The sequence below is a fragment of the Schaalia canis genome, assembly GCF_003858455.1.
GTDB lineage: Bacteria > Actinomycetota > Actinomycetes > Actinomycetales > Actinomycetaceae > Pauljensenia > Pauljensenia canis.
On sequence record NZ_RQZF01000003.1, the window covers coordinates 114,636 to 138,187 of the forward strand.

16 protein-coding genes and 1 CRISPR repeat array are annotated in these 23,552 nt (G+C 58.0%); of the genes, 4 read left to right on the forward strand and 12 right to left on the reverse strand.

Features of this window, described 5'->3' with window-relative positions; translation table 11 throughout:
* Nucleotides 1-145: 145 nt before the first annotated feature.
* On the forward strand, nucleotides 146-1,675 hold the full coding sequence (locus EII11_RS04525; protein WP_165867063.1) for a sugar transferase: 1,530 nt from the start codon (nucleotides 146-148) through the stop codon (nucleotides 1,673-1,675).
* Here the strand turns inward: EII11_RS04525 and EII11_RS04530 are convergent.
* The 3 genes from EII11_RS04530 to EII11_RS04540 all read right to left on the reverse strand — a co-directional run bounded on the left by EII11_RS04530 (nucleotide 1,672) and on the right by EII11_RS04540 (nucleotide 7,545).
* The gene (locus tag EII11_RS04530) at nucleotides 1,672-2,442 is read right to left on the reverse strand and encodes a WecB/TagA/CpsF family glycosyltransferase (RefSeq protein ID WP_124869244.1); all 771 of its coding nucleotides are present in this window, start codon (nucleotides 2,440-2,442) and stop codon (nucleotides 1,672-1,674) included. The genes EII11_RS04525 and EII11_RS04530 overlap by 4 nt on opposite strands.
* Nucleotides 2,439-5,882, reverse strand: a complete 3,444-nt coding sequence (locus tag EII11_RS04535; RefSeq protein ID WP_124869247.1) for a fibrinogen-like YCDxxxxGGGW domain-containing protein — start codon at nucleotides 5,880-5,882, stop codon at nucleotides 2,439-2,441. The genes EII11_RS04530 and EII11_RS04535 overlap by 4 nt, the downstream gene beginning before the upstream one ends.
* 79 nt (nucleotides 5,883-5,961) lie before the next feature.
* Nucleotides 5,962-7,545: an oligosaccharide flippase family protein gene (locus tag EII11_RS04540; RefSeq protein ID WP_124869250.1), complete on the reverse strand. Its 1,584-nt coding sequence runs from the start codon at nucleotides 7,543-7,545 to the stop codon at nucleotides 5,962-5,964.
* Between the two features lie 192 nt (nucleotides 7,546-7,737).
* Here EII11_RS04540 and EII11_RS04545 point away from each other — a divergent pair, with 192 nt between their 5' ends.
* The gene (locus EII11_RS04545) at nucleotides 7,738-8,367 is read left to right on the forward strand and encodes a hypothetical protein (protein WP_124869253.1); all 630 of its coding nucleotides are present in this window, start codon (nucleotides 7,738-7,740) and stop codon (nucleotides 8,365-8,367) included.
* Here EII11_RS04545 and EII11_RS04550 read toward each other — a convergent pair.
* The 7 genes from EII11_RS04550 to purU all read right to left on the reverse strand — a co-directional run bounded on the left by EII11_RS04550 (nucleotide 8,330) and on the right by purU (nucleotide 16,078).
* A complete protein-coding gene (locus EII11_RS04550; protein WP_124869256.1) occupies nucleotides 8,330-9,700 on the reverse strand; it encodes an O-antigen ligase family protein in 1,371 nt (456 codons plus the stop codon). The two genes, EII11_RS04545 and EII11_RS04550, sit on opposite strands and share 38 nt — an antisense overlap.
* Entirely contained in the window at nucleotides 9,697-11,064 is a 1,368-nt protein-coding gene (locus EII11_RS04555; RefSeq protein ID WP_124869259.1) for a glycosyltransferase family 2 protein, read from the reverse strand. The genes EII11_RS04550 and EII11_RS04555 overlap by 4 nt, the downstream gene beginning before the upstream one ends.
* 112 nt (nucleotides 11,065-11,176) lie before the next feature.
* Entirely contained in the window at nucleotides 11,177-12,769 is a 1,593-nt protein-coding gene (locus tag EII11_RS04560; RefSeq protein ID WP_124869263.1) for a YveK family protein, read from the reverse strand.
* The gene (locus EII11_RS04565; protein WP_124869267.1) at nucleotides 12,766-13,812 is read right to left on the reverse strand and encodes a glycosyltransferase family 2 protein; all 1,047 of its coding nucleotides are present in this window, start codon (nucleotides 13,810-13,812) and stop codon (nucleotides 12,766-12,768) included. The genes EII11_RS04560 and EII11_RS04565 overlap by 4 nt, the downstream gene beginning before the upstream one ends.
* Nucleotides 13,805-14,578, reverse strand: coding sequence for a CDP-alcohol phosphatidyltransferase family protein (locus EII11_RS04570; RefSeq protein WP_124869270.1), 774 nt, complete (start codon nucleotides 14,576-14,578; stop codon nucleotides 13,805-13,807). The genes EII11_RS04565 and EII11_RS04570 overlap by 8 nt, the downstream gene beginning before the upstream one ends.
* A complete protein-coding gene (locus EII11_RS04575) occupies nucleotides 14,575-15,048 on the reverse strand; it encodes an FAD synthase family protein (protein WP_420820442.1) in 474 nt (157 codons plus the stop codon). The genes EII11_RS04570 and EII11_RS04575 overlap by 4 nt, the downstream gene beginning before the upstream one ends.
* Before the next feature lie 151 nt (nucleotides 15,049-15,199).
* Nucleotides 15,200-16,078: a formyltetrahydrofolate deformylase gene (gene purU, locus EII11_RS04580; protein WP_124869276.1), complete on the reverse strand. Its 879-nt coding sequence runs from the start codon at nucleotides 16,076-16,078 to the stop codon at nucleotides 15,200-15,202.
* A gap of 547 nt (nucleotides 16,079-16,625) precedes the next feature.
* Between purU and EII11_RS04585 the strand changes: the two genes are divergently transcribed.
* A complete protein-coding gene (locus EII11_RS04585) occupies nucleotides 16,626-17,990 on the forward strand; it encodes a dicarboxylate/amino acid:cation symporter (RefSeq protein ID WP_124869280.1) in 1,365 nt (454 codons plus the stop codon).
* A gap of 680 nt (nucleotides 17,991-18,670) precedes the next feature.
* A CRISPR array of direct repeats spans nucleotides 18,671-19,376; the repeat unit is 37 nt; unit sequence GTCAGAAGGCTCCTAGCGCCATAAGGTGCATTGAGAC.
* Between the two features lie 238 nt (nucleotides 19,377-19,614).
* Here EII11_RS04585 and EII11_RS04590 read toward each other — a convergent pair.
* Together EII11_RS04590 and EII11_RS04595 are read right to left on the reverse strand one after the other, a co-directional pair.
* Complete coding sequence (locus tag EII11_RS04590; protein WP_124869284.1) at nucleotides 19,615-20,601, reverse strand: malate dehydrogenase; 987 nt, start codon at nucleotides 20,599-20,601, stop codon at nucleotides 19,615-19,617.
* Nucleotides 20,602-20,835: 234 nt separating this feature from the next.
* Complete coding sequence (locus EII11_RS04595) at nucleotides 20,836-21,909, reverse strand: LacI family DNA-binding transcriptional regulator (protein WP_338068035.1); 1,074 nt, start codon at nucleotides 21,907-21,909, stop codon at nucleotides 20,836-20,838.
* 289 nt (nucleotides 21,910-22,198) lie between these two features.
* Here EII11_RS04595 and EII11_RS04600 point away from each other — a divergent pair, with 289 nt between their 5' ends.
* The gene (locus EII11_RS04600; protein WP_124869287.1) at nucleotides 22,199-23,506 is read left to right on the forward strand and encodes an ABC transporter substrate-binding protein; all 1,308 of its coding nucleotides are present in this window, start codon (nucleotides 22,199-22,201) and stop codon (nucleotides 23,504-23,506) included.
* The last annotated feature ends 46 nt before the right edge of the window (nucleotides 23,507-23,552 follow it).

Here is a 23,552-nt window from a genome sequence, read left to right on the forward strand (position 1 = left end):
TTTTATATATACGCAGGCGACACGGATTTTCTACCCCCTGGTTGATTTTCGAAGCGGCCCCGAATTTGAAATCGGATGACTAAACTGAACACTGACGAGATAATCATCCAATAAAATCGCATTAATCAGTTCTTTAAGGAGATCCGTGGCATTGAGTGACGCCCCCGTTGAGCGTTCTCCACAGGCTTTACGCATTGCGCGCCTGCTGAAGCGCCCGCGACTTCGTCGTACTCTGATTGTCGTCCTCGATACAATCACCATTGCCGTTTGCCTGGTCTACGCCACGCTTCCTACAGAACCCTCGTTCACACCGGTTGAGAACGGCAACGCCTTCTCCTACCCCTTCGAACTCCTCGCCCAAGCCCTCAGCTCCAATGCCTTCCTTACCGTTCTTCTTGGCACTGCGCTATGGCTAACGGCCTTGAGCCTTGGGGGAATGTACGCTCGCCCGCATCCCGTAGCGCTGTCAACCTCACCTGCGAAGGTCATCACCACCGGCATCACTGCAGTCGGCCTCTTCTGCCTTGCACATTGGCTCCTTCCTGATTTCATTCCCGTCTTTCCCCCCTTGGGAGCGAGTCTGATCATCCCGGCATTGCTCATTGAACGTGAGCTCTGGGCAGGAACCTTCCAGTATTCTCAGCGTTACTTCGAGCGGACCATGCTCCTTGCTCCTAAGTCAGAATCCGCTCCACTACGCCAGCACATTGCACGCTATTCTCATCACCTTGGACTTGACATCGTCGGCACGATGTCGTGGGATGACTGGCTTCCGCGCCCCCTCACTAATCTCACCGCAAGCTTTGATGAGATCACTCAGGCTATGGATGACTGCGCGGCTGATTCGCTGACAGTCTCATCAACCTCTTTGACTAATCTCACGGACCTTCAGAATCTGCGCTGGCTCCTTGAACAAACCGGCCGCCATCTCAATTTCCTCGCCGAGCCGTCCTCACTGTCAGCCCAGACGATGATCACACGCTCTGCGCCCGGCCTTGTGCTTCTAGAAACCAATGCCAATACTGACTCACCCCTAGAGTCGGTTTTACGTCGCAGCTTCGACATCCTCGCTTCTTCATTGCTGATTGCGCTGCTGCTACCTCTATGGATCGTCCTGATTATCTGGATTCGCGTCTCTGACCGTGGCCCTGCGTTCTTCTTGCAGACCCGCGTCGGGAAGTATGGGCGCCCCTTTAAGATGATCAAATTCCGCACGATGGTAACAAACGCTGAAGCCCTCCTCCCACAGCTACAAAAACAGGTCTCAATCCCTGAGGGAGCCGTAACTGGCGCAGACAGCGACGATCCCGACACCGGCGTCCTTTTCAAGCTCGAAGAGGATCCACGCATCACCCGCATTGGTCGTTTCCTACGCCGTACCAGCATGGACGAGTTACCGCAGCTCTTCAACGTCTGGCTCGGACACATGAGCCTGGTCGGCCCTCGCCCTCCGCTCTACAGCGAAGTCGAACGCTACTCTCCCAGGGTGATGCGTAAGTTTACTGTGCGCCCTGGCATAACGGGCCTTTGGCAGGTTTCAGGACGCTCGGATCTATCGTGGAGAGAATCAGTGCGACTGGACCTGCACTACATTGAGCATCGCTCACTCCGCATGGATCTATGGATCCTCATGCGAACTGTGAAGGTTGTGCTCGGCAGAGACGGCGCTTACTAGAAACTCTCCCTCGCAGGCTTGTCAGGGCGGATAGCGTAGTCATCCCACACGCCTAGAGACTCAACCTTGGCAATGAGAGAGCGCGACTTACGCGTGAATGTGAGTGCGTCAAAGGTGTAACGGCGTAGAACGCGTCGTGGTTCGTGAAGTATTCTCCAAGCCCAGCCAAGGCGGAGTTTATGCACCCAGCGCGGGAAATAATGCTCAGAGCGCGCAAGCTGGTCGAGCCACCCGCCCGTGGTGCAGACAATGGCATCAGGACATGCTGCGTGAAGCTCTACGGCAACCTCTTCCTGTAGCCCTGCCCCTAATCCAACGAGGATGAGGTGCGGTTGGAAGTCAACGACAACGCTGGGGTTATTGCGAACCTGACGTAGCTCTTTGTAGCCGTCAAAGGAGCGAATATCGTGAGGCCCCATGCGCAGACTGGCCTGCTGAGCAACTCCCGGAGCTGCACCTATAGCAACGATTCGAGAACCTTCAGGCAAAAGGTGATGCAGAACGTGCGGAAGTACAAGGTCAGCGGAGGTGCGATGCACATGATGGCCCGCGCGGTACAACGCAAGCTGAAGGAAGGTCCCGTCAAAACCTATCCGATCCATTGCGCGTAGCGCTGGCCAGTTGGCATGCATGAGAGACCAATGATTCAGCCACGTTGTGATCCCGCCACCTGCGTTGACGATTTCCTGAGCGAAATGCCGATGCATTTGCTCATCTTCAGCTAGGCGCTCCGGATCTACTCCCCCGTTCGGAGGAAGAGAGGTCATTGGCGAACCTCGACGACAGTTTCAAATAACATGTCTCCATCATCGGGGATTGCGCGGTGAATCTCAAGCGTTACACGGTTCATTCCCTGCCGAAGCACAGGGTTTTCCTCACCTGGAAGGTAGACAGGAACTTCCACGACGAGGGGCTTCCCTTGAGCGTCGGCTGAGGATTTACCTGTGATGGCCGGGGTCATCACGGTAATGTCACCCTCAGGCAGACCGTGGCGTGCTACCTCAATACCATTGACACGGACAACAACCGCATCGTCAGCCTGAATATTCATGACCAGGCGAGTGTTCTCAGTCAATTCACCCAGGGTAATATCCCGAGCGGCAAGGAGGTGCACAGGCACAGCATGAGCGGCTGGATTAAGCTGCGTAGCGATTGCCTGTGATCCCCAACCAATTGGCGTCTTAGCAGTCTGCCATTGCGACAGGTCTGCATCAGTCTCCCAGTTGTCGACAGGAGCGGCAGGAGAGAAAAGGTAGCGCCAGGTTGAGCCGGGTTCAATCAGCTTAACGGGTGATGCCTCGTGATCTACTGCGGCCTCTTGATCCTGTTCCGCATCAAGAGCCTCCTCATCACCGGCAGGCTCCAAGATAGCGGGGCGCGCTGCCAGAGGTTCACTCATGAGGCGCGCTTGGAAGGTAAGAGTGCGGCTTGAGCGGTAGTTCAGGTGAGTTTCAACCGAAACAACATTCTTTCCTTCCTGGAGAAGTTCAGGTGTCAGTCGAACTTCCTTAGGATCATTGAGCGCTGCGGTTGCTCCAATGGATCGATTTGCGCGGGTGTTGTGGTCAACACGCCCCTCAGAAAGCCGCTCACGCGAAACTTCTTGACCGTTGAGGTAGACCACTGCACCGTCATCTGCAACGTAGGTCAAAACCAGTGCTGCAATGGTCGTGGGGTCTTCCACTGTGAACTCACGGCGGAAGTAGGTTGTGATGGGGCGTTGCGCGCCCTGACCGGAGTTGAGGGTGGTTCCCAGGCCAGGTGAGCCGTAACCCAGAGGAGCTTTGCCTTGAACCCAGGTGGAGTCATCGAAGTCGGTGTCACGCCACTTCGCATCGGGAGCCTGGGGAAGGTTGTAGTACTTCCACTCTGCCGCTTCTTCGATGAGGACTTCCGGCTTGGGCAACTCTGGTGATTCTTCATTCACCTGAGGTGCGGCATAGACCGCGCTGGAGGCACTGATATTACCGACCTCGTCAATGGCGCGAACGAAGTAGCGGTCATCTCCGGCACGTGGCACGACCACGGTGGTGTCTGTGGTGGACGCAATCGGACGGTCATCACGCAGGATCTGATAGCGCGCTGCGCCTTGCGAGCGTCCCCATTGAAGAGTGACAGTGTCCTTGTCGTAGCTGCTTGCCCGCAACGATTGCGGAGTGCTCGGAGGAGTGGTGTCTCCTGCTGGGTAACGCACGAAACCACCGTTCCATTGGTGACGATCCATGGAGGTATGGGAACCGGTGAAGTCGCCGCCAACCCACAGTGCACCGTCATCAGCCACGTAGAGGCTCCACGCGCCAGCATTCTTGCTAGACAGGCGGAAGGGAACCCATGGAATCTGGGAGCCATCCGTTGCACTCCATGCGCCGACACCCTGAACCTTGTGGGCCTGCGTCCACGAGGGGCCCAAGCCCGGCCATTCGATGGCGTCCTCGTAGGACCAACCAAAGCAGTGGCATCCGCCGTAGATCACCTGTCCGTCCGTGGCGAAGGCCTGGAAGTCACCGCCAGAGTGGTGGGTAATCGAGGAAGAGACACGCTGCATTGTCTCGGGTACGTAGCCGTAGATGCTGTGCTGGGAACCTCCGAAGAAGACCAGTGTGCCTGTATGAGCGACCGCTTGCTGGAAGTCGTTACGCCCGTAGCTTCCTCGGAAAGCGAAGGGGATGATCTCTGCCCCTGCTTTATCTGAGATTACAGCGGCTTTGTTGACATCGTATCGGTTTGCGGAGCGGGAGAAGAAGCCCGCTGCGTAAACTCGGCCTTCGCTGCTGGAAGCGTCAAGATCCATGACGCCGCCGTTGAACTCGGGGTTCCACGAGCGGTCAGGACGGCCGGTAAGGTCTGCTCGACCGGCTGCTCGCGCGTACACGTTCTTCACTCCCCTGCCATTGAGGTGGGTGAAGGTACCGCCGAAGTAAATGTGGTCTCCTGAACGAACGATGGAGCGAACGCTCACGACACCTCGACGCAGTCGGTTATCAATCTGCAGGTCCCAGGTGGAGATCGGGTTACCGGTGCGGCTGTCAAGAAGAACAGTGCCAGAGTGGCGTTGTCCATTAACGGTGGTGAAATCTCCACCAACAAGGAGATTGCCGTCAGGCATGGCCACAAGGGCCTTCACCTGATCATTGAAGGTGGCACCGAAATCAGAGATCCACTCCCCTGTGGTGGCGTTAAAGGCAGCGAGTGCGGTACGCGACTGGAATGCGCCGTTACGGCCGGCCTGAACGCCAGTGAAGTTACCACCCACGTACATGGTATTGCCGATTTTCACGAAGGCCTGAACGGGGGAGTTTCCTTCGCGGGTTTTTCCATTGAGGTTGCCGACCACGCCCCAGCGAGTGGGGGTTGCCATGTCAGAGGCAACGAAGGGACGGACTACAGCAGGGGTGCCCTCGTCAGGAATACGAGTGAATCCTGAGTCAGTGGAGATAATACGAGGACGAATATAAACCTCAGAGTAAGGCAGAACGCGAGAGTTATTGGCCCACCAGTAGTTCGACGGTGATGTTGATCCACCGCGCACATGAGGGCCGTAGGCGTAGCCGACCAGGTATGAGCTATTTGATCCCTGGCTCATATCGAGGCTTCGGTAGGCCGAATCCATACCGAAGCGCTGGACGAAGGTACCCCCGAAATACCACTGTCCACCGTCGAAACGATAGGAGAGATTATCCGCTGAACCGAATGCCCAACGCCAACCAAGCATGTGACCGGGGCGAATATCGACTGAGCGGAAACCGCGGCCAGACGGGTCCGAGGCGCGTAGAACGCGGAAACCTTCGTTCAGGGAGTTCACCGGCGCCCGGTTAAGCAAACCGTCGATCTTCTCGCCTGGCATCTGGACCGTGTCGAAAGCTCTGGGGCTGCGATCACGGTTGGTGAGTGCCGATTGGTCGCCCTTGCCCTGAGGATACAGATCCCATCCTTCACGACCGCGCCCAACGAGGGCCCAACCGCCGCCGTCCATTTGTTGGTCACAAAAGACCTGCATGGGTTCAGGCATTGAGGGGGTCACGATCCAGTAGGTACCACTGTCGGCGGCCGGGTTCTGTTGCTTAATCTCCCAACAAGAGGCAGCTGCGGTATCAGCAGTTTTTCCGTCGCGGGTGCCAATAGCTGTGCCAGCAGGGCTCAACGCTACCAGCCCTGAAAAGGCAAGCGTCACTACCGCTGCAACCCCTGCAAATGATCGGAGTTTCACCGACGATCCCCCCTTGTTCAATGTATCTCTCAGTGGACGACTCTGTTTTTTATTGTCGCACTTTCGTCATGAATATTCTTCAGTTCGGAGGATTCTTCAACAGAATGAGACCTGATAGACGTAAACGTTCTCTGAACATGACGCAGGCAACGAAAAAGCCGATTATTGAGACGCATATCGCAACGAAAAACGCCCCCACCGTGGGCCCATTGATGCTTGCAATAAGGGCCGAGGGAAGACCGACGACGCAGAGATTAAGAAGGAGAGGCCCCAGGGCTGCGGTCAAGGGAACTGGAACACCCAGAAAGAGGGAGACTTCAATAGCTGCCATCAGAGCATCAAGGACCATGCATGCCGCCCATATGCAGGCAGCAGCCACAATCCCATACACAGGAACCAATAAGATATTTCCCAGGATATTAACAAAAACGACGACGGCTTTATTCGCTGCAGCCCACCCGCTGCGCCCACTCATGATGAGGAGCGAGTGAATGTTCCCCGCGAGAAAAGCCGTAATGGCTCCAACACTCAAAAGAACAAGCACAATCGAGCCGTCAACAAAATCAGGCCCTAAAACCCCCATAAAAACGGGCGCAAAAAGTGCCATGAGCAGGTATATCGGTGTTGCGAAGAGGACCAACCACATCGTTGCCGTCGTATAGGTGTCAATGAGCTCCTCCCGCTTACCCGTATGAAGGAGGGCAGAAAAACGCGGTGCCACAACAAGCCGCAATGCCGAGTCCACAATCATGCCGGCTTGGATGAAGCGGCTCGCTCCACCGTAGACGCCGGCCGCTCCCGACCCTACAAGCGCACCAATAATGACGATATCTACCGATACCAAGGTCTGTTCCAAAGCTGCAGACAGTGTGCGCGGGACAGCGAAGCCCACAAGAAAACGGCGCTGTTCGCCTACAGGGAAGAAGCCGTAATCCTCACCTGGTAAGGGCTGGCTTTGGCCTTCAATACGTCGAAGTACTGTGTGGAGAACAAAGAGCGAGAGCGCCACCGTCACTATCAGAGGCAGCGCCCAAGCAGCTGTGACCACCGCCCACGAGGCTCCCGCTAGTGCTGCCAGAGCAACAGCCGGAGGGCGCAAAGCCGGCAAAGTGATGTTGTGGATGAGGACGTAGGCTTTCATCCCCCCCAGGGCGCGCATCATTGCCGCTGCAACAAGTGCACCCGATCCGAGCGGGATGAAAGCTGCGACGGCTTGAATGCTGCGCTGCAATTCCAGATCGCTCCCCTGCCAGATAAGCGGCACAAGGAAATATAACAGTGCGGCTGCCACGCAGCCGATCGTGACGACCAGTGCTCCCATGAAATGCAGCATCGGACGGATGCGCAAAGGATCATCTGACTTTATTCGTGGTAAGAGATACAGCGCCGTTGAGTCGAGGCCAAATTTGGCCAGTGCCAGGACGATCCCAAAGACGCCTGTTGCCTGCATGACGACGCCAGCGCCTTCACGGCCCAGCATGCGCGTCAGCACGATGGTGAGGACAAAACCTAAGATCGCGCTGAGGGCGGCACCTATAAAGCCAAGCGCACCTCCTCGGGCAAGGCCTCGCCTCGCCTGTGTCGGAGCGGAGGGCCGCCCGTTTTCTCGAACTCTTCCCGTCGCGGGAGTCGTATTGACGTGTGGTGAATCAGGTTGTTGCATTACCGTACTATTCCCTCCCCTGCTCTGTGCGGGAGGGTTACTCCTGCAATATGTCCCTCAACCTGCGATGCGTCGGCAATGTGACGCGTACCGTGTTGTTCTTTGTTGATGTTTTGCTGTGGAGCGGAGGGTGAGCAAGATATGCTCGACAGTAGAGAACAGGCGATCCCAAAGGTAGAAGAGAGGCCCGCAATGAAGAAGACCCTGACATCACTGAGTAAAGCTGTAATCTTCATTGCTCTGTGCGCAACTCTGGCTTTCCTTCTGGCCGCTGGCATGGTCCTCTTCCGTTCAGGCGAAAGCACCCAGGCTGAATCCGCTCCCTCGGGTGCTGATCGCCCAGAATCTGCCGATTCTGCCCAGTCGGCACAATCGGCGGATGGGGCTCCCTTGGCACATGCACAAAAGAACACCGCTTCCATTGATGTCACTATTCCAACGGATGCCATTGACCATGCGTTCTCTCGCACTGCAGAGGTCCTTGCTGCGCCCGCCGACACCTTTGATCCAGGTGATTCCCTGGCTAATACAGCCCTTGAGGATCTGCAAGCAACAGCGGAGGAATGGAATCTCTTGGGATACACCCAGGAGGGCAAGCCCGAGGTCTCTGACGTGCAAGTTCTTAAGGTGGGAGACACCGGAACCACTATGCAGGTCCTCGCATGTGTTGACTCCAGTAATGTCCGCGTTCTTGACGAGAACGGGAGTGAGGTCTCTGATGAGCAGGCCCCGACTCGTTCACGTTTCCTCTTTGATTTGGAGTTCATTGACGGAAAGTGGAAGGTCACACACCAGTCCTTCCCCGAGAACCCCGAATGCTGACCACAGGATCAGGTAAAGCATCACCGCGAGTAAGAACCGCAATTGCGACCATTGTGACAATCAAGCCGGTTGTCATGCCGTAGTACATGGTCTCAACAATCGTTGCCAAAACGACTCCGGCATACACCGAGCCTGCTAGATCGGTCCGATTGAGAGCAATAACAAAACTAACAACCAAGAAGCCCATAAACAGGACTGCTCCGACGTAGCCATGAGAGAACAGGACGGTCCAGAACTGTCCCTGAGTGCCCAAAGACGGTAACCACGGGAAGGGTGAAGGGCGGGGGGCACCAAAACCAAGTAAGGGCGACTCTGTCAGCTCAGCGAGCGTCATGTAGTACAGGGAAAAACGGTCAACCGTTGATTTTGTCGTCTCAAGACGCTCAAAGAAAGCTGTTCCTGCCGGAGAAACCACCCACATTGCGCTGGCAACCACGATAAGTCCAGCACCAATGACAACACCTTTCCATCGACCTTCACGCAGGGACTGGAAAGCAACCCACAGCGCAACCACCCCCAGTCCCACAAACATGCCTCGGTTCAGGGTGTATACAGCAGGGATGGTCGAGAGGACACACAAAAGCGTGACCGGCCACCGCCACATTGAGCGCCGATCCCATTCCATCCGCGCATGCAGAAGAGACATAGGCAGCAGGAGGGAAAAAATATTTCCCCAGGTGTTGGCATAAAGAAAAGGTGCTGACGGGCGAGGCTCACCTTGCACCAGCAGCGTCGGGTCCCACTGTGTTGTGTGGCGAATTGCCATGTCACGAACAAGTTCATTGTTCAGCAGTGAGGAGGGGACAATGTAGGCCATAGGCGTGTGGATCACCAGATCCGGTTGGGCCATCGCCAGGAAACCCCCTGCAGTGACCGCCAGAAGGAATAGCGTCATTGCTGCGCTGATTGCCCGTAATGACAGTGAGCGGCGCGCGTTGTAGACGTGAAGTCCAATGACAGTGGCGGCTATCAGAAGTAACAGTCGATAAAGGGCACCCACCATACGTCCGGTGGAGTCAATCATGCTCAATGAGACAACGACCCACACAAGAAACAGCGCCCACAGTAAAGCACCCTGGGGGAAAGTAAAACCGCGAGCGCCCACCCAGTACATTGCCATAATGAGGGCTGCAACAAGCCACACCATGTCCCCTGGCCCCAGCAGCCACCACATGAAGTATCCGGCAAAAGCAACATGGAAAGGCCATGCGGCCATCAACGTCGCGCGATGTCCGCGTCCGTTGTCATAGGGACCGCCATGGTCGCGGCCTTCTTGTAAAGCGCTCAGGCGCTCCTCACGGGCACGTAGAACTCCCCCCGCCTGCTGCGTCATGCTCGCTCCTGACGTGATGATGCCGCCTGATAGCGTCGACGCTGCTGGCGTTCCATCCGAGATGCTCGTGTACGAGAACGCGCGTACAGCAGGGGGCCTTCAAGGAACCCGCGGATTTCTTCATGCGTGAGCGAAGCGGGCACATCAGGATCGGTGCCTGTCACACGTTCGGAGCCGGGGGCGACGCGTCGGGCAACCTTCAAGGCACGCGAGGCGAGCAATACCAGGGATGAGGGACGTTCCCACACGGACTTTGTCAGAAGCGCTGCCATGCCCGAACCGTTCCCTCGGATTTGGCGTTCAAGCCCTTCAAAATCTGTGCGGTGGACGTGGTGGACGACTGCATCAGGGGTGTGGATGATTGCGTAGTTCGCGCGCAAGACGCGGGCAAACATGTCGAGGTCTTCCCCGCCGCGGGTGAGGGTTCCTGCCCCCAGTGAGGGATCAAAAGGTCCGACCTCGCGCAGGACATCAGCGCGGAAAGCCATACAGACGCCAGCCCCCACGCGGGCGGTGGTTACCGGGTAGAGCGGGCCACCCTCACCAGCCTCTCCAAAAGTGGCGAGGGTCGGTTCTTCGCGTAAAGACCACACCCGTGGCGTCAGATCCTTAGGAAAACCACCGCGGGCTTCAAACCAGCGTTGTGTGCGGTGGGTGAGCTCGGCCGGGAGCACAATGCCTGTGGTGGCACCGATGCGCCGATTCGGGTCGGAGGCGAAGGGATCGCACAGGGCGCGTAACCACTGGGGGTCAACGAAAGCATCATCGTCGGTGAAGGCGATAATCTCACCGCGTGCAGCGAGCACCCCCCGATTGCGTGCTCGTGATAGGCCGGGGCGCGGTGCGGAAATGATGCTCAGGCGGGGGTCGGTAATGTCTGCTAGGGCAGCGTGCGTTGCCCCTGACGCTGGGTCGTTATCGACCACGCAGACGTCGAAGTCATTGTGTTCTTGGGCGAGGACGGCTGTGACGGCTCGACGCAGATAGGGGGATGTGCCCATGGTACACATGACCACTGTTGCGCTCAGCGTGGCGCCAGCGCCTTCCCTCCAGGCCCGAGGTTTGACCATCACCGGCGGAAGCTCTCGCAAGATCCTTGACAAAGATGCCGCTGGGGCGCAGTCAATAATGCGGGCGCTGCGGCCCTCACTACGCACGAGGACGAGGGCGCGCGGGTCGGCCTCGCTGCCGACAAGGACGTGGAGATCGCGCTCGTCCTCGTAGTGGGCAATGAGAGCGCCTTCTGCAATGGCACCTTCTTCTTCCTCTACCTGCTTTTGACGGCCGCGGGCAGACCCGTAGGCGCGGAAAAGCTCACTGGTGCTGGGAAGTGAACGCGACGTATTCCTGCGAGGAAAGATCATTGCGCGATGCCTCCTTGGGAAAGAGTGGTGCCACCAAGAACGGCGAACCATCGACGGTAGCAAGGGGTGCCCTGCCACGGGGGATCGTGAGTTCTCGTCAGTGTCGTGTGTCCTAGTGGGCAGGCCCCTGTGAACGTGGTGCCCCCGAATCAGGAGTGTTCGTGCTTGAGTGAGGACCGGGAATGATCGCCACCGTCGGAGCGCGATCTTCACCGATAATCAGATCGGTTGGGGAAGGGCGCCTTTTCACAGGTGCCTCCACCGGATTCTCAACTGCTTCTGCTTCATGGGACGGCAACGCATCCGACATGTCCTCTTCAACGCCGTCTTCTCCCCCGCTGTCGGCCCGTTCAAAAACCAACTGCGGGTCAGGCAGTTGCGCATACTCTTCTGGGGTCAGACGAGGAGCGGAGCTGTCTGTGGGGACAACCAAGGTGTAGGTGCCTTCGCCTGCAGCGTGAGAGCCACCGCCTGACGTGGCCCCCTGCTCATCAGCGGTTGAGGCAACACCCACCATGTCTTTACCGTCGGCGTAATACTTGGGTGGCAAGATGAAAGCGCCAATAAGCTGGCAGCCGCTGGCATCAATCTGGTCAACCAACTGGCGCACCTCAGCCCTCGGCATTTGAATACCTGGGGCGATCGAGACATGTCCGGCATACGCCAAGGAACGCAAAACCTTCTCGCGAGGCGCGTGAAGATCAATCACCAGAAGGTCCTCCCCGTTGCCCTGGTCGGCGTTTGCGTCAGCGACAGCGCTAATCAGCAGTTCAGCTTCGGCCTCGGTGGAATCAATAATAAGCGCGGCTCGTCCGCGATCTTTACCCGCTAGGACGGCCATGCGGGCAGCACCATACCAGCGGACAGCACCCTCGCCTGTCAGGTCAGGGCCCCAAACGGGGGCGGCCACAATCTCGGCAAGCTGAGCCGCGTCACGGATACGCGGGTCGGTTTTCTCTCGCAAAAGAACCACTAAAAGGCCTAAGAAAATACCACTGAGCAGGGACGCGGCAATGATTTTGACGCGGGACGGGCCAATGACAAGCGGAACTGCTGTATCCGGGGTGATGATCTGACCGGCCGGAGCATTGTAGTTTTCTAAGGTTGCCCGGCGGGACACCAGCGTTGTAATCGCACTAAAGATCGCATCACGCTGCCCCTGGGCGCTTGGCGAGCTTTCCGTAATGTTTTTAAGTTCGTTCTGATGACTGTCGATCTGCGCATCAAGGGATTCACGCAGTGCCTGAGCGCGCAGGCGAGCCAACTCAGCGCGCACCTGCAGATAAGCCTTTGCCAGCGCGGCGGAGGCTGCACGCGCACGATCAGGATTGGGATCGGTCCACGAAATCGTCAGCACCGCGCCAAGCGGATCAGCGGAGACACTGACATTTTCCATGAGGTCTTCCAAATACCAACCCGAGCCGAGGTGCTCCAGGGCACTTGAGGCTGTCTTAGCTGAGCGCACAAGCTCAACCTCGGTGGTCATATCCACTGAACCTGAGCGGGAAGGAACAGGCGTTTCCACTCCCAAAGGCGTGATCTGCACGGTGTTTGACGCCGTGTATTGCCGGGGGATCACCGTAACCGCTGCGGCGCTGAGCAAAAGCACCACGAAGAAGGTGATGGTGAAGGCCCGCCAACGGGTGTGCAGCACTCTATTGACAACCCGTGGTCCGGCAGAGGGTGGCAAGGTCAAAAGGGTCATTGCGCACTACCTTCCTGTGTGGCGCGGGCGTCACTGTTAACACTACTTTCGGCGTCCCCTTCAGGGGAGGCGCCAATGTGAGGTCGAGGGGGAGCAGGTGGAACGCTCCCTTCATTCCTGGCCGCGCCCTGTGGTGTCTGTCCGCGGTCCTCCGCTGGAACGTAGGATCGCGCCCAGGCCAGACGCTCATTCAACTTACGGCGAAGAAGCCACGCGGCTACCCCATCGTGGCGGTCAATAGCGGGCACAAGTGCGCGGTGAAACTCAGCCAGAGCCGTGGCTTTTTGCACGGGCGGCATGGAGGCAATTCTCACGAGGCGTTCAAGGGGACGCCCGACGAGGCCCTCACTCAGCTGAGCAAATACGGCCGCCTGCTCCGGGCTCTCCCAGGAGTCGCGTCGCCACTGCGATGAGGCCGTGATCTGCGTGTCATGCATGCGGTAGAGAAGCCCCCACACTGGCAGGCGGCGTATTTTCGCCCCTGCGAGGGCGGCACGCATCCATAGGTCGTAATCTTCAGCGGGCACATGCCGATAGCCCCCCAGGGCGTTCAAAAGCTCCCTCTTGGCAAGCATGGTCGGGTGAGAGACAGGGTTGGTGAGTAGCAGGTGCAAACCAAAGACCTCCGGGGCAATGCCAAACGGAGGTTGGGGTGACAGGCGGCGGCCTCGTGTCTCGATGATCTGGGTAAAAACCATGTCGTCACCAGCGTGAAGGGCTGCTAAGGATCGCGTGAAACGCCAGGGCAGGCATTGATCATCGGCGTCCATGCGTGCCACAAGCGCTGAATCCGTGGCATCAAGAAGGAGATTAAGCGCCTGGGCGACGCCCCCGCTTCCCTCGTGGCGGATAATCCGCATCTTCCCTGCTTGACCAGCGCGCTCAGCCGCAGCGGTGGCCTCGTGAGCGGTAGCGTCCTGCGAGCCGTCATCCACAATGACGAGCTCAGCGTCACGGGGCATCGCGCGTAGGGTACTAGCTACGGCCTGAGCGATTGTGCTAGCCGCATTGCGGGCGGGAAGAAGAATGCTGAGTTCAGGCATTGCGATCAAGGGCGGTCAGGTCACGATAGCGACGACGCATGGACATCAACGCATGAGCCACAGCAATTACTGCCAATGCCGTATAGAGAACCGCAAAAGGCGTCACCGTGTGAGCCGCCCCTTCTGATGCGAGGCCCCACAGCAGGAAGGACCAGCACAACGTCCCAGGATCGGTGGGCAGGAGAATCCAGGAGCGGAGGTTGCCTCCGCGTGTTTGAGGCCGTCCCGCCGCGCGCACGAAAGCCTCGGCCAGGATCTGACTCAGGAACTGGGCAGAGGTGATCAACGCGTACACAAGAGCAACGAGGGCCAGCCACCACATGTGCGGCTGGTAAAGAGTAAGCGCAACCGCAACGCTGAGATGGATAGCGGGTGAGCGGACGGCATCGACGACGTGGTCAAGCCACTCCCCCGCCTTTGAGGATCGGCCGGTGAGGCGAGCAAGCTGCCCGTCGGCGGAATCAAAGATGTAGCCCAGGGCCAATAGGACTGCCACGCCCACGCCTTGAAGAGGGTGAGGGGGTTGACTGAGCATGAGGACCATCCCTCCTATAGAGAGGAGGAAAGAAATAGTCGTCACCATATTGGGCGTCATATGGCTGGCCGCACCAAAGGATGCAATCAGTCGCGCAGCGCGACGGTTCACCCAGCGGGTGTAGGCGGGCACACCATTGCCTGGTTTTTGTGCGGCGTCAAGGGTGGCGCGGGCCTGCTGGAAATGCTCGAACCACGAGGCACCCTCGGGAAGTTGAAGGGGGGCGCTCATTGTGCCACTCCAGTGGCAGCAACGGTTGCACCGGCTTGTGCTGCTTCAGTGGCTTCGTGGGCAGGGGGTGCCGATTGCATTTCCTCTTCCACTTCGGCGGCGGAGAGGAATCGACGCAGCATCGTTGACGAGGTTGACGGGGTGTACGGCAGGTAGACGACCGTCGCTCCAACCTCAGCTAGTTCAGCTTCGAGGCGAGCGCCTTTTTCAGTGCCTTCCCAGTCATCACCCTTGAAGAGGACATCGAAAGGTTGGAGGTTCCATGCCAGGCGCTTGTCCTGGTCAAGGTCAACAACGACAGCGTCAACGAAGCGGAGGGAAGCAATGAGTTCACAGCGTTCGCGCAGGGGAATAACGGGTGGTCGTCCCTTCATGCGTTCGAGGGATTCATCGGTGGCGACCCCAACAACGAGCCGATCGCAGCGTTCCCGTGCAGCACGCAAAATATTGAGATGCCCAACATGAAGCATGTCGAATCCACCGGGGACATAGCCGATTATCACGCCGTTTCCTTTGCTTAGACTGCTACTTCCCCCTTTTTCGTGAGTGTCGAGGGCGGAAGTAGCCTGACATAGTAATTCCAGCGTAAAACACTTCCGCGCCTCTCACCATCACTTTGGGCTAGCGAGAAAACACAACTGTTCGCGATCCGTCCATTAGAACGCGGTGCTCAGAGTGCCAGCGGACGGCCTGAGCAAGGACGCGTCTTTCCACGTCCTGGCCCAATGCGACCATGTCGGCGGTTGAGTCGGCGTGGGTAACGCGGGTGACGTCCTGTTCGATAATGGGGCCTTCGTCAAGGTCAGGAGTGACATAATGCGCAGTTGCGCCAATAAGTTTCACGCCTCTTTCGTGAGCCTGCGCATATGGGCGAGCTCCCTTAAAAGACGGAAGGAATGAGTGGTGAATATTAATGATTCGTCCCGCCATTTCTGCGCACACATTCTCTGAAAGAATCTGCATATAGCGAGCCAGAATCAATAGTTCAACATTTTCTGCACGCACGAGGGTCAACAGCTCTTCTTCCGCACGCTGTTTCGATTCCTTCGTCACAGGAACCAGAAGGAAAGGAATCCCGTAGAACTGGGCGACAGGGGCCAGATCAGGATGGTTGCCTACAACGGCAACAACCTCGATAGGAAGCCCCTGGGAGCGTTGACGATACAGCAGATCAGACAGGCAATGCCCCTCGCGTGAGACCATAATCACCGTGCGCAGCGGGCGGCCCAATTGGTCGACATTCCATGTGGCGCTAAAGCGCTGCTCAATTTCACGCATTCCTTCTTCAACCGGCTCACGGCCCACCGGCGAATCAACCTCAACGCGCATGAAGAACAGCCCCGAGTCGGGGTCTCCGAATTGCTGCGACTGAATGATGTTCCCGCCAATACGCGTAATGACGCCAGTCACCGCGTGCACGATACCGGGCTGGTCCGGGCATGAGAGGGTGAGAACAAGCTTTTCCGACGTCGCAGCCGCGAGGGTTGAAGAATGTGTCATGGCCCTAGGGTAGCCCGCCCCGCTCACTGTTTTCCACGAGTGGTCACATCCGACTGACCACTCGCATACCTTTACCCGTTGGCATCATGGGCATTGAACTGTTACCTTTATGAACTGTTGTGATAGGTAGGGCCGTTGACCACTATTAACGCCCACCTCACACACCGACTTTGACCACTCCTGAAGGGAACACTCTCATGCAGACCCGCATGCACTCCTGGACGCACTCACTGCGCCACATGTGCTGCTGCCTGTGTTCCTGTCAAAGCGGCTTCTGATCTTCACGCTCACCCTGAGCATCTCACTCACCGCCCGGCACCCGTCATGCCGACTATGCGGTGAACTTCCGGCCGGACATGCCAACGCATTTTTACCGGCTTTCCCGGACGCGGCACTGGCCTCGTCCATCAATTCACGATGACTGCCCAGCGGAATCGGACGTGGAACACACCCCTCCCCCTCTGCTCCCCACGGGCACTTATCCTCTGCGAAAAGCCTGACTTTCCCGGAAGATTACTGTCATCACCCTTAAACGAGAGAAACACTCATGTCTGCAACCTCTACCGCCCCAGCGGCCCCTGAAACCTCATCTCGTCCTCGCAAGAGACTGCCCCTTCCCTCCTTCACCGTCCAGATCTTCCTGGGCCTGGGTATCGGCATTGCACTCGGCTTGCTTGCCTCTTACCTTCAGTCCAACGAGGGCGGCGGCGCGTGGCTGATTGCCACCATGAACTGGATTGGCTCCAGCTTCGTTACGCTTCTGAAAACTCTTGTGCCGCCGCTGATCTTTGCCGCAATGGTGGTCTCTATCAATAACCTCAAGGGTGTGGCCAACGCTGCGAGCCTGGCGGTTAAGACCCTCATCTGGTTTGCTATCACGGCCCTGGCCTCGGTTATTACCGGCATTATCTTGGGCCTTGTGATTAATCCGGGTCTGCACACCTCCATCACGAAGGACGCGGCCAACATGCCCTCGCGCGTGGGCCACTGGTCGGACTTCCTGCAGGGACTTGTGCCGGGCAACTTCCTGGGCTTGGAAGTCCGAACCCGCGTGGTGGAAGACGTTGTCACCGCCTCGCCGTCCTTTAATGCCCTGCAGATTCTGGTCATTGGTATTGCCGTTGGTATTGCTGCACTCAAGGTTGGCGAGGCAGCCCAGCCTTTCATTGGTATCGTCGAATCCCTGTTAAAGGTGCTTCAGAAGGTCCTGTGGGGAGTTATTCGCTTGGCCCCCATTGGCACCGCCGGTCTGATTGGGCATGCGGTGGCCACCTACGGCTGGGATAAGGTCGCGTCCTTGGGCTGGTTCGTGCTGACGGTTTACATTGGTTTGCTGATCGTTGTCGGCGTCATTTACCCGGTGGTTTTGCGCCTAAACGGCCTTTCTCCCCTGGCTTTCTATCGCGGTGCCTGGCCGGCTATTCAGCTCGGGTTCGTGTCGCGTTCGTCCCTGGGGACCATGCCCGTCACGCAGCAGGTCACCTCGGATAACCTCGGTGTGAACCCGGCTTACGGCTCCTTTGCCGTGTCTTTGGGTGCGACCACCAAGATGGATGGTTGCGCCGCCATCTACCCGGCAGTGGCCTCGATCTTCGTGGCTCAGTTCTTCGGCATTGAGCTGGCTATCACCGACTACCTGATTATCGCCTTCGTTGCCGTGGTCGGCTCGGCTGCAACCGCCGGCCTGACAGGTGCGACCGTCATGCTGACCCTGACCCTGTCCACCCTGGGCCTGCCCCTGGAAGGCGTTGGCCTGCTGCTGGCTGTTGATCCGATCCTGGATATGGGTCGTACGGCTGTGAACGTTGCCGGTCAGGCATTGGTGCCCACAGTAGTCGCGGCCCGCGAAGGCCTGCTGGATCGGGTGCGCTTCATGTCGCGCTCAAAGGGCGAGGCTGTCGCGCAAGGCTGAGTGCGTCGCGCCTCTTGGTTGGTGATGCACCTGCTGCTTGCAGTGGCCAGGGGAGCACTGGCTGCATGATGCTACTTGGCTGCATCGCGCCCCTGGTTGCGTGATGCCACTTGGTTACATCGCGCCCCTGGTTGCGTGATACTAGCAGTCAGGGGCATTGAGCCTCCTGCATAGCTGACCTGGGCACACTATGGCGGGTGTGCGAGCGGTTTTCCCCGCTTGTGCATGCTCGTGTGCCTCACGTCGTTTGTCGTCCTTTTCTTCTAGGCGCGCCTATCTCTCTTGGTTGCACCTGTGTTCCCTGGTCGCTTGTGTTACGCCAGGCCCGGGTGTTTTAGTGCAACCAGGCGCATGCGGTGCAACCCGAAGCCGCCAGCAACACCTTCTAGGCTTGCATCTGACACCTTTAGGGATTTCCCGACCCTCATCCCCTCCAATCATCAGACCATTTTTCTGTAATTTTCAGTACGGCGAAGGCGAGGCAAGGGCGACTTTTCCGCATAACCTCGTTCAAAGTCGGCGGAGAACAAGCGAAAACCACCGTCGGTGGCGGGGTGGCTCTGACCTGGGGTTTTATGGTTAAATAGGGCCTATCAGAGCCTGTTGAAAAGCACTGTTTATGGTCGGTGGCGGAAACGTGAGTAAAGCCGCAGGTCAGAAGGGGTGTTTTTCGGGAGGGGGTCAGAAGGCTCCTAGCGCCATAAGGTGCATTGAGACGTTACGGTTTGTCACCATGCAAACAACACCGATCTCCCTGTCAGAAGGCTCCTAGCGCCATAAGGTGCATTGAGACCAGTAAAGCAAGAAGCTGTGTGTCCCCGTCTCCGATGGTCAGAAGGCTCCTAGCGCCATAAGGTGCATTGAGACCCAAAATAGAACCTAGTAGTGAGCAGTCCATTCTCATTGTCAGAAGGCTCCTAGCGCCATAAGGTGCATTGAGACGTGTTGTGGTGCCTTCGTGTGGGGTGAGTTTCTTTGGTCAGAAGGCTCCTAGCGCCATAAGGTGCATTGAGACTTCGGGTTCTCGATGACGATGTCATCTTTGCCGGACGTCAGAAGGCTCCTAGCGCCATAAGGTGCATTGAGACTCGACAGAATCACCGCGTTGCCACTCAGGTTAATACCCGGTCAGAAGGCTCCCAGCGCCATAAGGCGCATTGAGACGATGACTTTCACGTCCACGCCAGCGGCCATGAGCAGTGGTCAGAAGGCTCCCAGCGCCATAAGGCGCATTGAGACAAATACTCCTGATACGCAGAGAACGCCAACATTGCCATCAGAAGGCTCCTAGCGCCATAAGGTACATTGAGACTTTTCGGGATAGTCCGTTGAGTAGATTTCATCCCCCAGTCAGAAGGCTCCCAGCGCCATAAGGTGCATTGAGACGAAGAACTTTGCCCCCGGCGCGCTAGGAGGATAGACCGTCAGAAGCCTCCTCGCACCCACTCCCCCACTCCACAGCCACAGAAAAAGGCTGGTGGGGAGAACCTTTTGGTTCTCCCCACCAGCCTTCGAGCATCAGGCAGTCCTGGATGAGACTGTGCGGGATCGGTTTTTCAACGACCAGCCGCAAGATGCCAGCACCCTACTATGGGGCTGTGCCTGTCATCCAGGAGGGCATCACTCACTTAACGAAGCCGAGTTCGCGCACAGCGGCGCGTTCTTCTTCGAGGGCTGCGATGTTGTGGTCGATGCCTGCGCGGGTAGCTGCAGAGATCTCCAGATCCTTGACGATCTCCCACTCGCCACCGTTGGAGGTGCAGGGGAAACCGTAGATCAGGCCCTCGGGCACACCGTAGGAGCCATCGGAGGCAACACCAGCGGTCACCCATTCACCTGCAGGGGTGCCCTGGACCCAGTCACGCATGTGGTCAATGGCTGCACCGGCTGCCGAAGCTGCCGAGGATGCGCCGCGGGCTTCGATAATAGCTGCGCCACGCTTGGCTACGGTGGGCACGAAGTACTCGGAGAGCCACTGCTCTTCAACCAGCTCAGAGGCGGGGCGGCCTGCGACGGTGGCGTAGGAGACATCGGGGTACTGGTCGGCGGAGTGGTTACCCCACACGACGATGTTCTTAATGTCGGCAGCATCGGCCTCAACCTTGTGGGCGAGCTGGGAGATAGCGCGGTTGTGGTCCAGGCGCATCATGGCGGTGAAGCGGGAAGCCGGTACGTCGGGGGCGGCGGCTGCGGCAATCAGGGCGTTGGTGTTGGCAGGGTTACCAACGACGAGGACGCGAATGTCGTCAGCGGCGTTGTCGTTAATGGCCTTGCCCTGAGGGCCGAAGATACCGCCGTTAGCGGAGAGCAGGTCGGCGCGTTCCATGCCTGCGGTGCGGGGGCGTGCACCGACGAGGAATGCGGCGTTGGTGCCGGAGAATGCGGCGTTGGCATCGTCGTAGATGTCAATGCCCTTGAGCAGGGGGAATGCGCAGTCGTCAAGCTCCATGGCGGTGCCTTCAGCAGCCTTGAGAGCGGGGGTGATCTCCAGCAGGTTGAGCTTGACGGGGACGTCAGGGCCGAAAACCTGGCCGGAGGCAATGCGGAAGAGCAGTGCGTAGCCGATATTGCCAGCAGCGCCGGTGACGGTGACAATGCGGGGTTCTGCCATGGTGATGAACTCCTCGATAGTTCCTGCGGCACCGTTTTAGTGCCGCTGAGCATTTCCTGCCGACGAGGATGGCCCCTCGCCGGACACGACCCTTCAAGGGTACGTTGTCAAAGCCTCTTTTGGGAGGGTACGCGGTCCTACTCCCCTCCCCACCCAGACGTGACCTGCGGCATAATTGTTCGCTGGTCGCTGCCGATTGACGAGGGCGACGCACTCTCGCGCGGCAGACAGGTGTCAGAGCGCGCGAGGCTGTGCCGTGCTGTCACGTATGACAAGTTCAGAGGGAACCACCCGCTGCGCTATCTGATGCGCATGTGAGCGGGAGGGGTGGTGCATCTGTTCAAGAAGGAGGTCGACAAGCTCACGTCCGACAGAGTGGAAATCTTGCCGAACCGTCGTGAGAGCAGGTGCGGAGAACTCGGAGAGTTCAATACCATCAAATCCGACGACGGATACGTCATCAGGCACGCGCCGACCTGCATCATGAAGGGCTCGCATGAGGCCGAAGGCAATCTCGTCATTGGCGCAAAATACTGCCGTCACTGCAGGGTCCTCGGCTATTGATTTTCCCGCATGGTAGCCGCTTTCGGCGCTCCAATCCCCCAGGTAGGGATCTGGCGCGGGGTAGCCTGCTTCTTCAAGGCTACGCCGCCATACGGCCCGTCGCAGGAGTGCTGAGCGCGAGTCGCTAGGGCCGGTGATGTGGGCGATGCGTTGATGGCCGAGGTCAAGAAGGTGGCGCATTGCCTCGTTCACACCATGTTCTTGGTTATGGACGACGGAGGGGTAGATATCAATAAATGCTGAGTCTGAGGCGACGACAGGCATATTCGCGGGAAGATTCAGGGCTGCGGGTTGGGCTTGCCCCGCCTGGATGATGATAAGACCATCAACGCTTTGCTGAGAAAGACGCCGACCCGCTTGGGTGAGCTCTTCTGTTTCGGGGTGTGCGACCTGGAAAAGGTTAATGGAGTAGCCTTTTTCTGCTGCTGCTTCAACAATCGAGGCAGCGATCAGGGCTTCGCCGGTCCGTGAGACTTGTTGCGTAATCACCCCAATGGTTTTGAATCGGCCATCACGTAGGGCACGAGCTGCCTGGTTTGGCGTATAGCCAAGTTGAGCCATTGCTTTAAGGACACGCTCTTTGGTTTCTGGTCGAACGTTCTGCGCGCCCGTTGACACCCTCGAAACGGTTTGTGCCGACACCCCTGCCAGTCGGGCAACGTCGGCGATCGAGGCGCTCTGGACACTGCGAGGGCCGGGGAGTCGGCCAGGCATTTGGGAAGTCGAGAGCTGAGGGGAGGGCATGGCAGCATCCTATCAAAGCGCCCAAATGTTTACGTCACCATTCGACCAAGAACACAACATCCCAAGGAGACCGCGAACTCCACATCAGATAACCCCCCGCTTTTGGTGCGATAACGTAAGTCTGTTACCCAATCGTTACACCAGAGTAGTGCGCCACGCAGATCGAGAAGCTAGCCTATGTTTACGTAAACATTCGGACTCCTCCCCGACGGAGCCCAACAGATTGCGCATGAGAATACGCACCACCCCACACCGCGCACCCCGCGCACGACAAAGAAAGGGCTCGACGATGAGCACCCTTCGTAAACTCCTTGCCCTCGGCACCACCCTCTCCCTCTCACTGACCCTCGCAGCATGCTCAGGCGGCGCCGACTCAGGCGCATCCGGCAGCGCCGGGGGCGACTCCGGCAACACTTTGACTGTCTGGGCTTGGGATCCAGCCTTCAACATCTACGCCATGGAAGAAGCCGCCAAGGTCTACCAAAAAGATCATCCCGACTTCCAACTCAACGTTGTGGAAGTCCCCTGGGACGACCTCCAGGCAAAAATCACCACCCTCGCCCAGTCCCAGCAGCTCAGCGATCTGCCTGACATCTTCCTCATGCAGAACAACGCCTTCCAAAAGAACGTCATTAACTACCCCGAGCTTTTCTCGGACTTTAAAGACACCCCCGTTGATTTCAGCCAATTCCCCACATCCGTAGTGGACTACTCCGTCATTGATGGCATCAACTACGGCATCCCCTTCGACTCCGGCACCGCAATTACTGCCCTACGCACCGACATCCTTGCTGAGGCTGGCCTGAGCGTCCAAGACTTCACTGACATCACCTGGGATCAGTTCATCGAAAAGGGCACCATCGTCAAAGAAAAGACCGGCAAGCCCATGTTTGCTACAACCGCAGGCAGCTCAGACCTGATCATGATGATGATGCAAAGCGCGGGTGCTTCCCTCTTCGATAAGGACGGAAACCCCGTTATCGCAGACAACAACGTCCTGCTCAAAGCTGCGGAAACCTACAAGAAGCTCATTGATTCAGGTGTCGTCATCGAAGTGAACTCCTGGGACGAGTCCATCTCTGCCTTCGTCAACGGGGGCGCAGCCGGAACCCTCAACGGCGTGTGGATCTCTGCCTCGATCCAAACTGCCAAGGATCAGGCCGGAAAGTGGGCTGTCACCAACGTTCCCTCCCTCGTTGGCATTGACGGCGCAACCAACTACACCGCAAATGGCGGCTCATCCTGGGCAGTCAGCTCGAACGCCAACCGCGATCTTGCCGTTGACTTCCTTAACTCCACCTTCGCAGGTTCCACTGATTTCTACGACACGATCCTGTCGTCCTCAGGAGCTATCGCCAACTGGATTCCCGCAGGCAAGTCTGATGCCTACGCAGCACCCCACGACTTCTTCGGAGGCCAGGCCATCTACGCTGATGTCGTTGGCTTCGGTGAGAAGGTGCCGTCCAACAATACCGGCGTGTACTACTACGAAGGGCGCGACGCCGTCTCAGCCGCACTGACCAAGATCATCAACGGTCAAGACCCCAAGGCTGCCTTCGCTGAAGCTCAGGCAACCGTCGAGTTCGCGATGAAGTAAACCCCCGGGCTCGCCCTGCCTCCCCGCGCAGGGCGAGCCCCTCTTT

What these genes read in the sequence shown, in the direction of transcription:
- EII11_RS04530 (WP_124869244.1), bottom strand. Translation starts at nt 2,442, where the DNA reads ATGACCTCTCTTCCTCCGAACGGGGGAGTAGATCCGGAGCGCCTAGCT.
- EII11_RS04540 (WP_124869250.1), bottom strand. Translation starts at nt 7,545, where the DNA reads ATGCAACAACCTGATTCACCACACGTCAATACGACTCCCGCGACGGGA.
- EII11_RS04545 (WP_124869253.1), top strand. Translation starts at nt 7,738, where the DNA reads ATGAAGAAGACCCTGACATCACTGAGTAAAGCTGTAATCTTCATTGCT.
- EII11_RS04550 (WP_124869256.1), bottom strand. Translation starts at nt 9,700, where the DNA reads ATGACGCAGCAGGCGGGGGGAGTTCTACGTGCCCGTGAGGAGCGCCTG.
- EII11_RS04555 (WP_124869259.1), bottom strand. Translation starts at nt 11,064, where the DNA reads ATGATCTTTCCTCGCAGGAATACGTCGCGTTCACTTCCCAGCACCAGT.
- EII11_RS04560 (WP_124869263.1), bottom strand. Translation starts at nt 12,769, where the DNA reads ATGACCCTTTTGACCTTGCCACCCTCTGCCGGACCACGGGTTGTCAAT.
- EII11_RS04565 (WP_124869267.1), bottom strand. Translation starts at nt 13,812, where the DNA reads ATGCCTGAACTCAGCATTCTTCTTCCCGCCCGCAATGCGGCTAGCACA.
- EII11_RS04570 (WP_124869270.1), bottom strand. Translation starts at nt 14,578, where the DNA reads ATGAGCGCCCCCCTTCAACTTCCCGAGGGTGCCTCGTGGTTCGAGCAT.
- EII11_RS04575 (WP_420820442.1), bottom strand. Translation starts at nt 15,048, where the DNA reads ATGCTTCATGTTGGGCATCTCAATATTTTGCGTGCTGCACGGGAACGC.
- purU (WP_124869276.1), bottom strand. Translation starts at nt 16,078, where the DNA reads ATGACACATTCTTCAACCCTCGCGGCTGCGACGTCGGAAAAGCTTGTT.
- EII11_RS04585 (WP_124869280.1), top strand. Translation starts at nt 16,626, where the DNA reads ATGTCTGCAACCTCTACCGCCCCAGCGGCCCCTGAAACCTCATCTCGT.
- EII11_RS04590 (WP_124869284.1), bottom strand. Translation starts at nt 20,601, where the DNA reads ATGGCAGAACCCCGCATTGTCACCGTCACCGGCGCTGCTGGCAATATC.
- EII11_RS04595 (WP_338068035.1), bottom strand. Translation starts at nt 21,909, where the DNA reads ATGCCCTCCCCTCAGCTCTCGACTTCCCAAATGCCTGGCCGACTCCCC.
- EII11_RS04600 (WP_124869287.1), top strand. Translation starts at nt 22,199, where the DNA reads ATGAGCACCCTTCGTAAACTCCTTGCCCTCGGCACCACCCTCTCCCTC.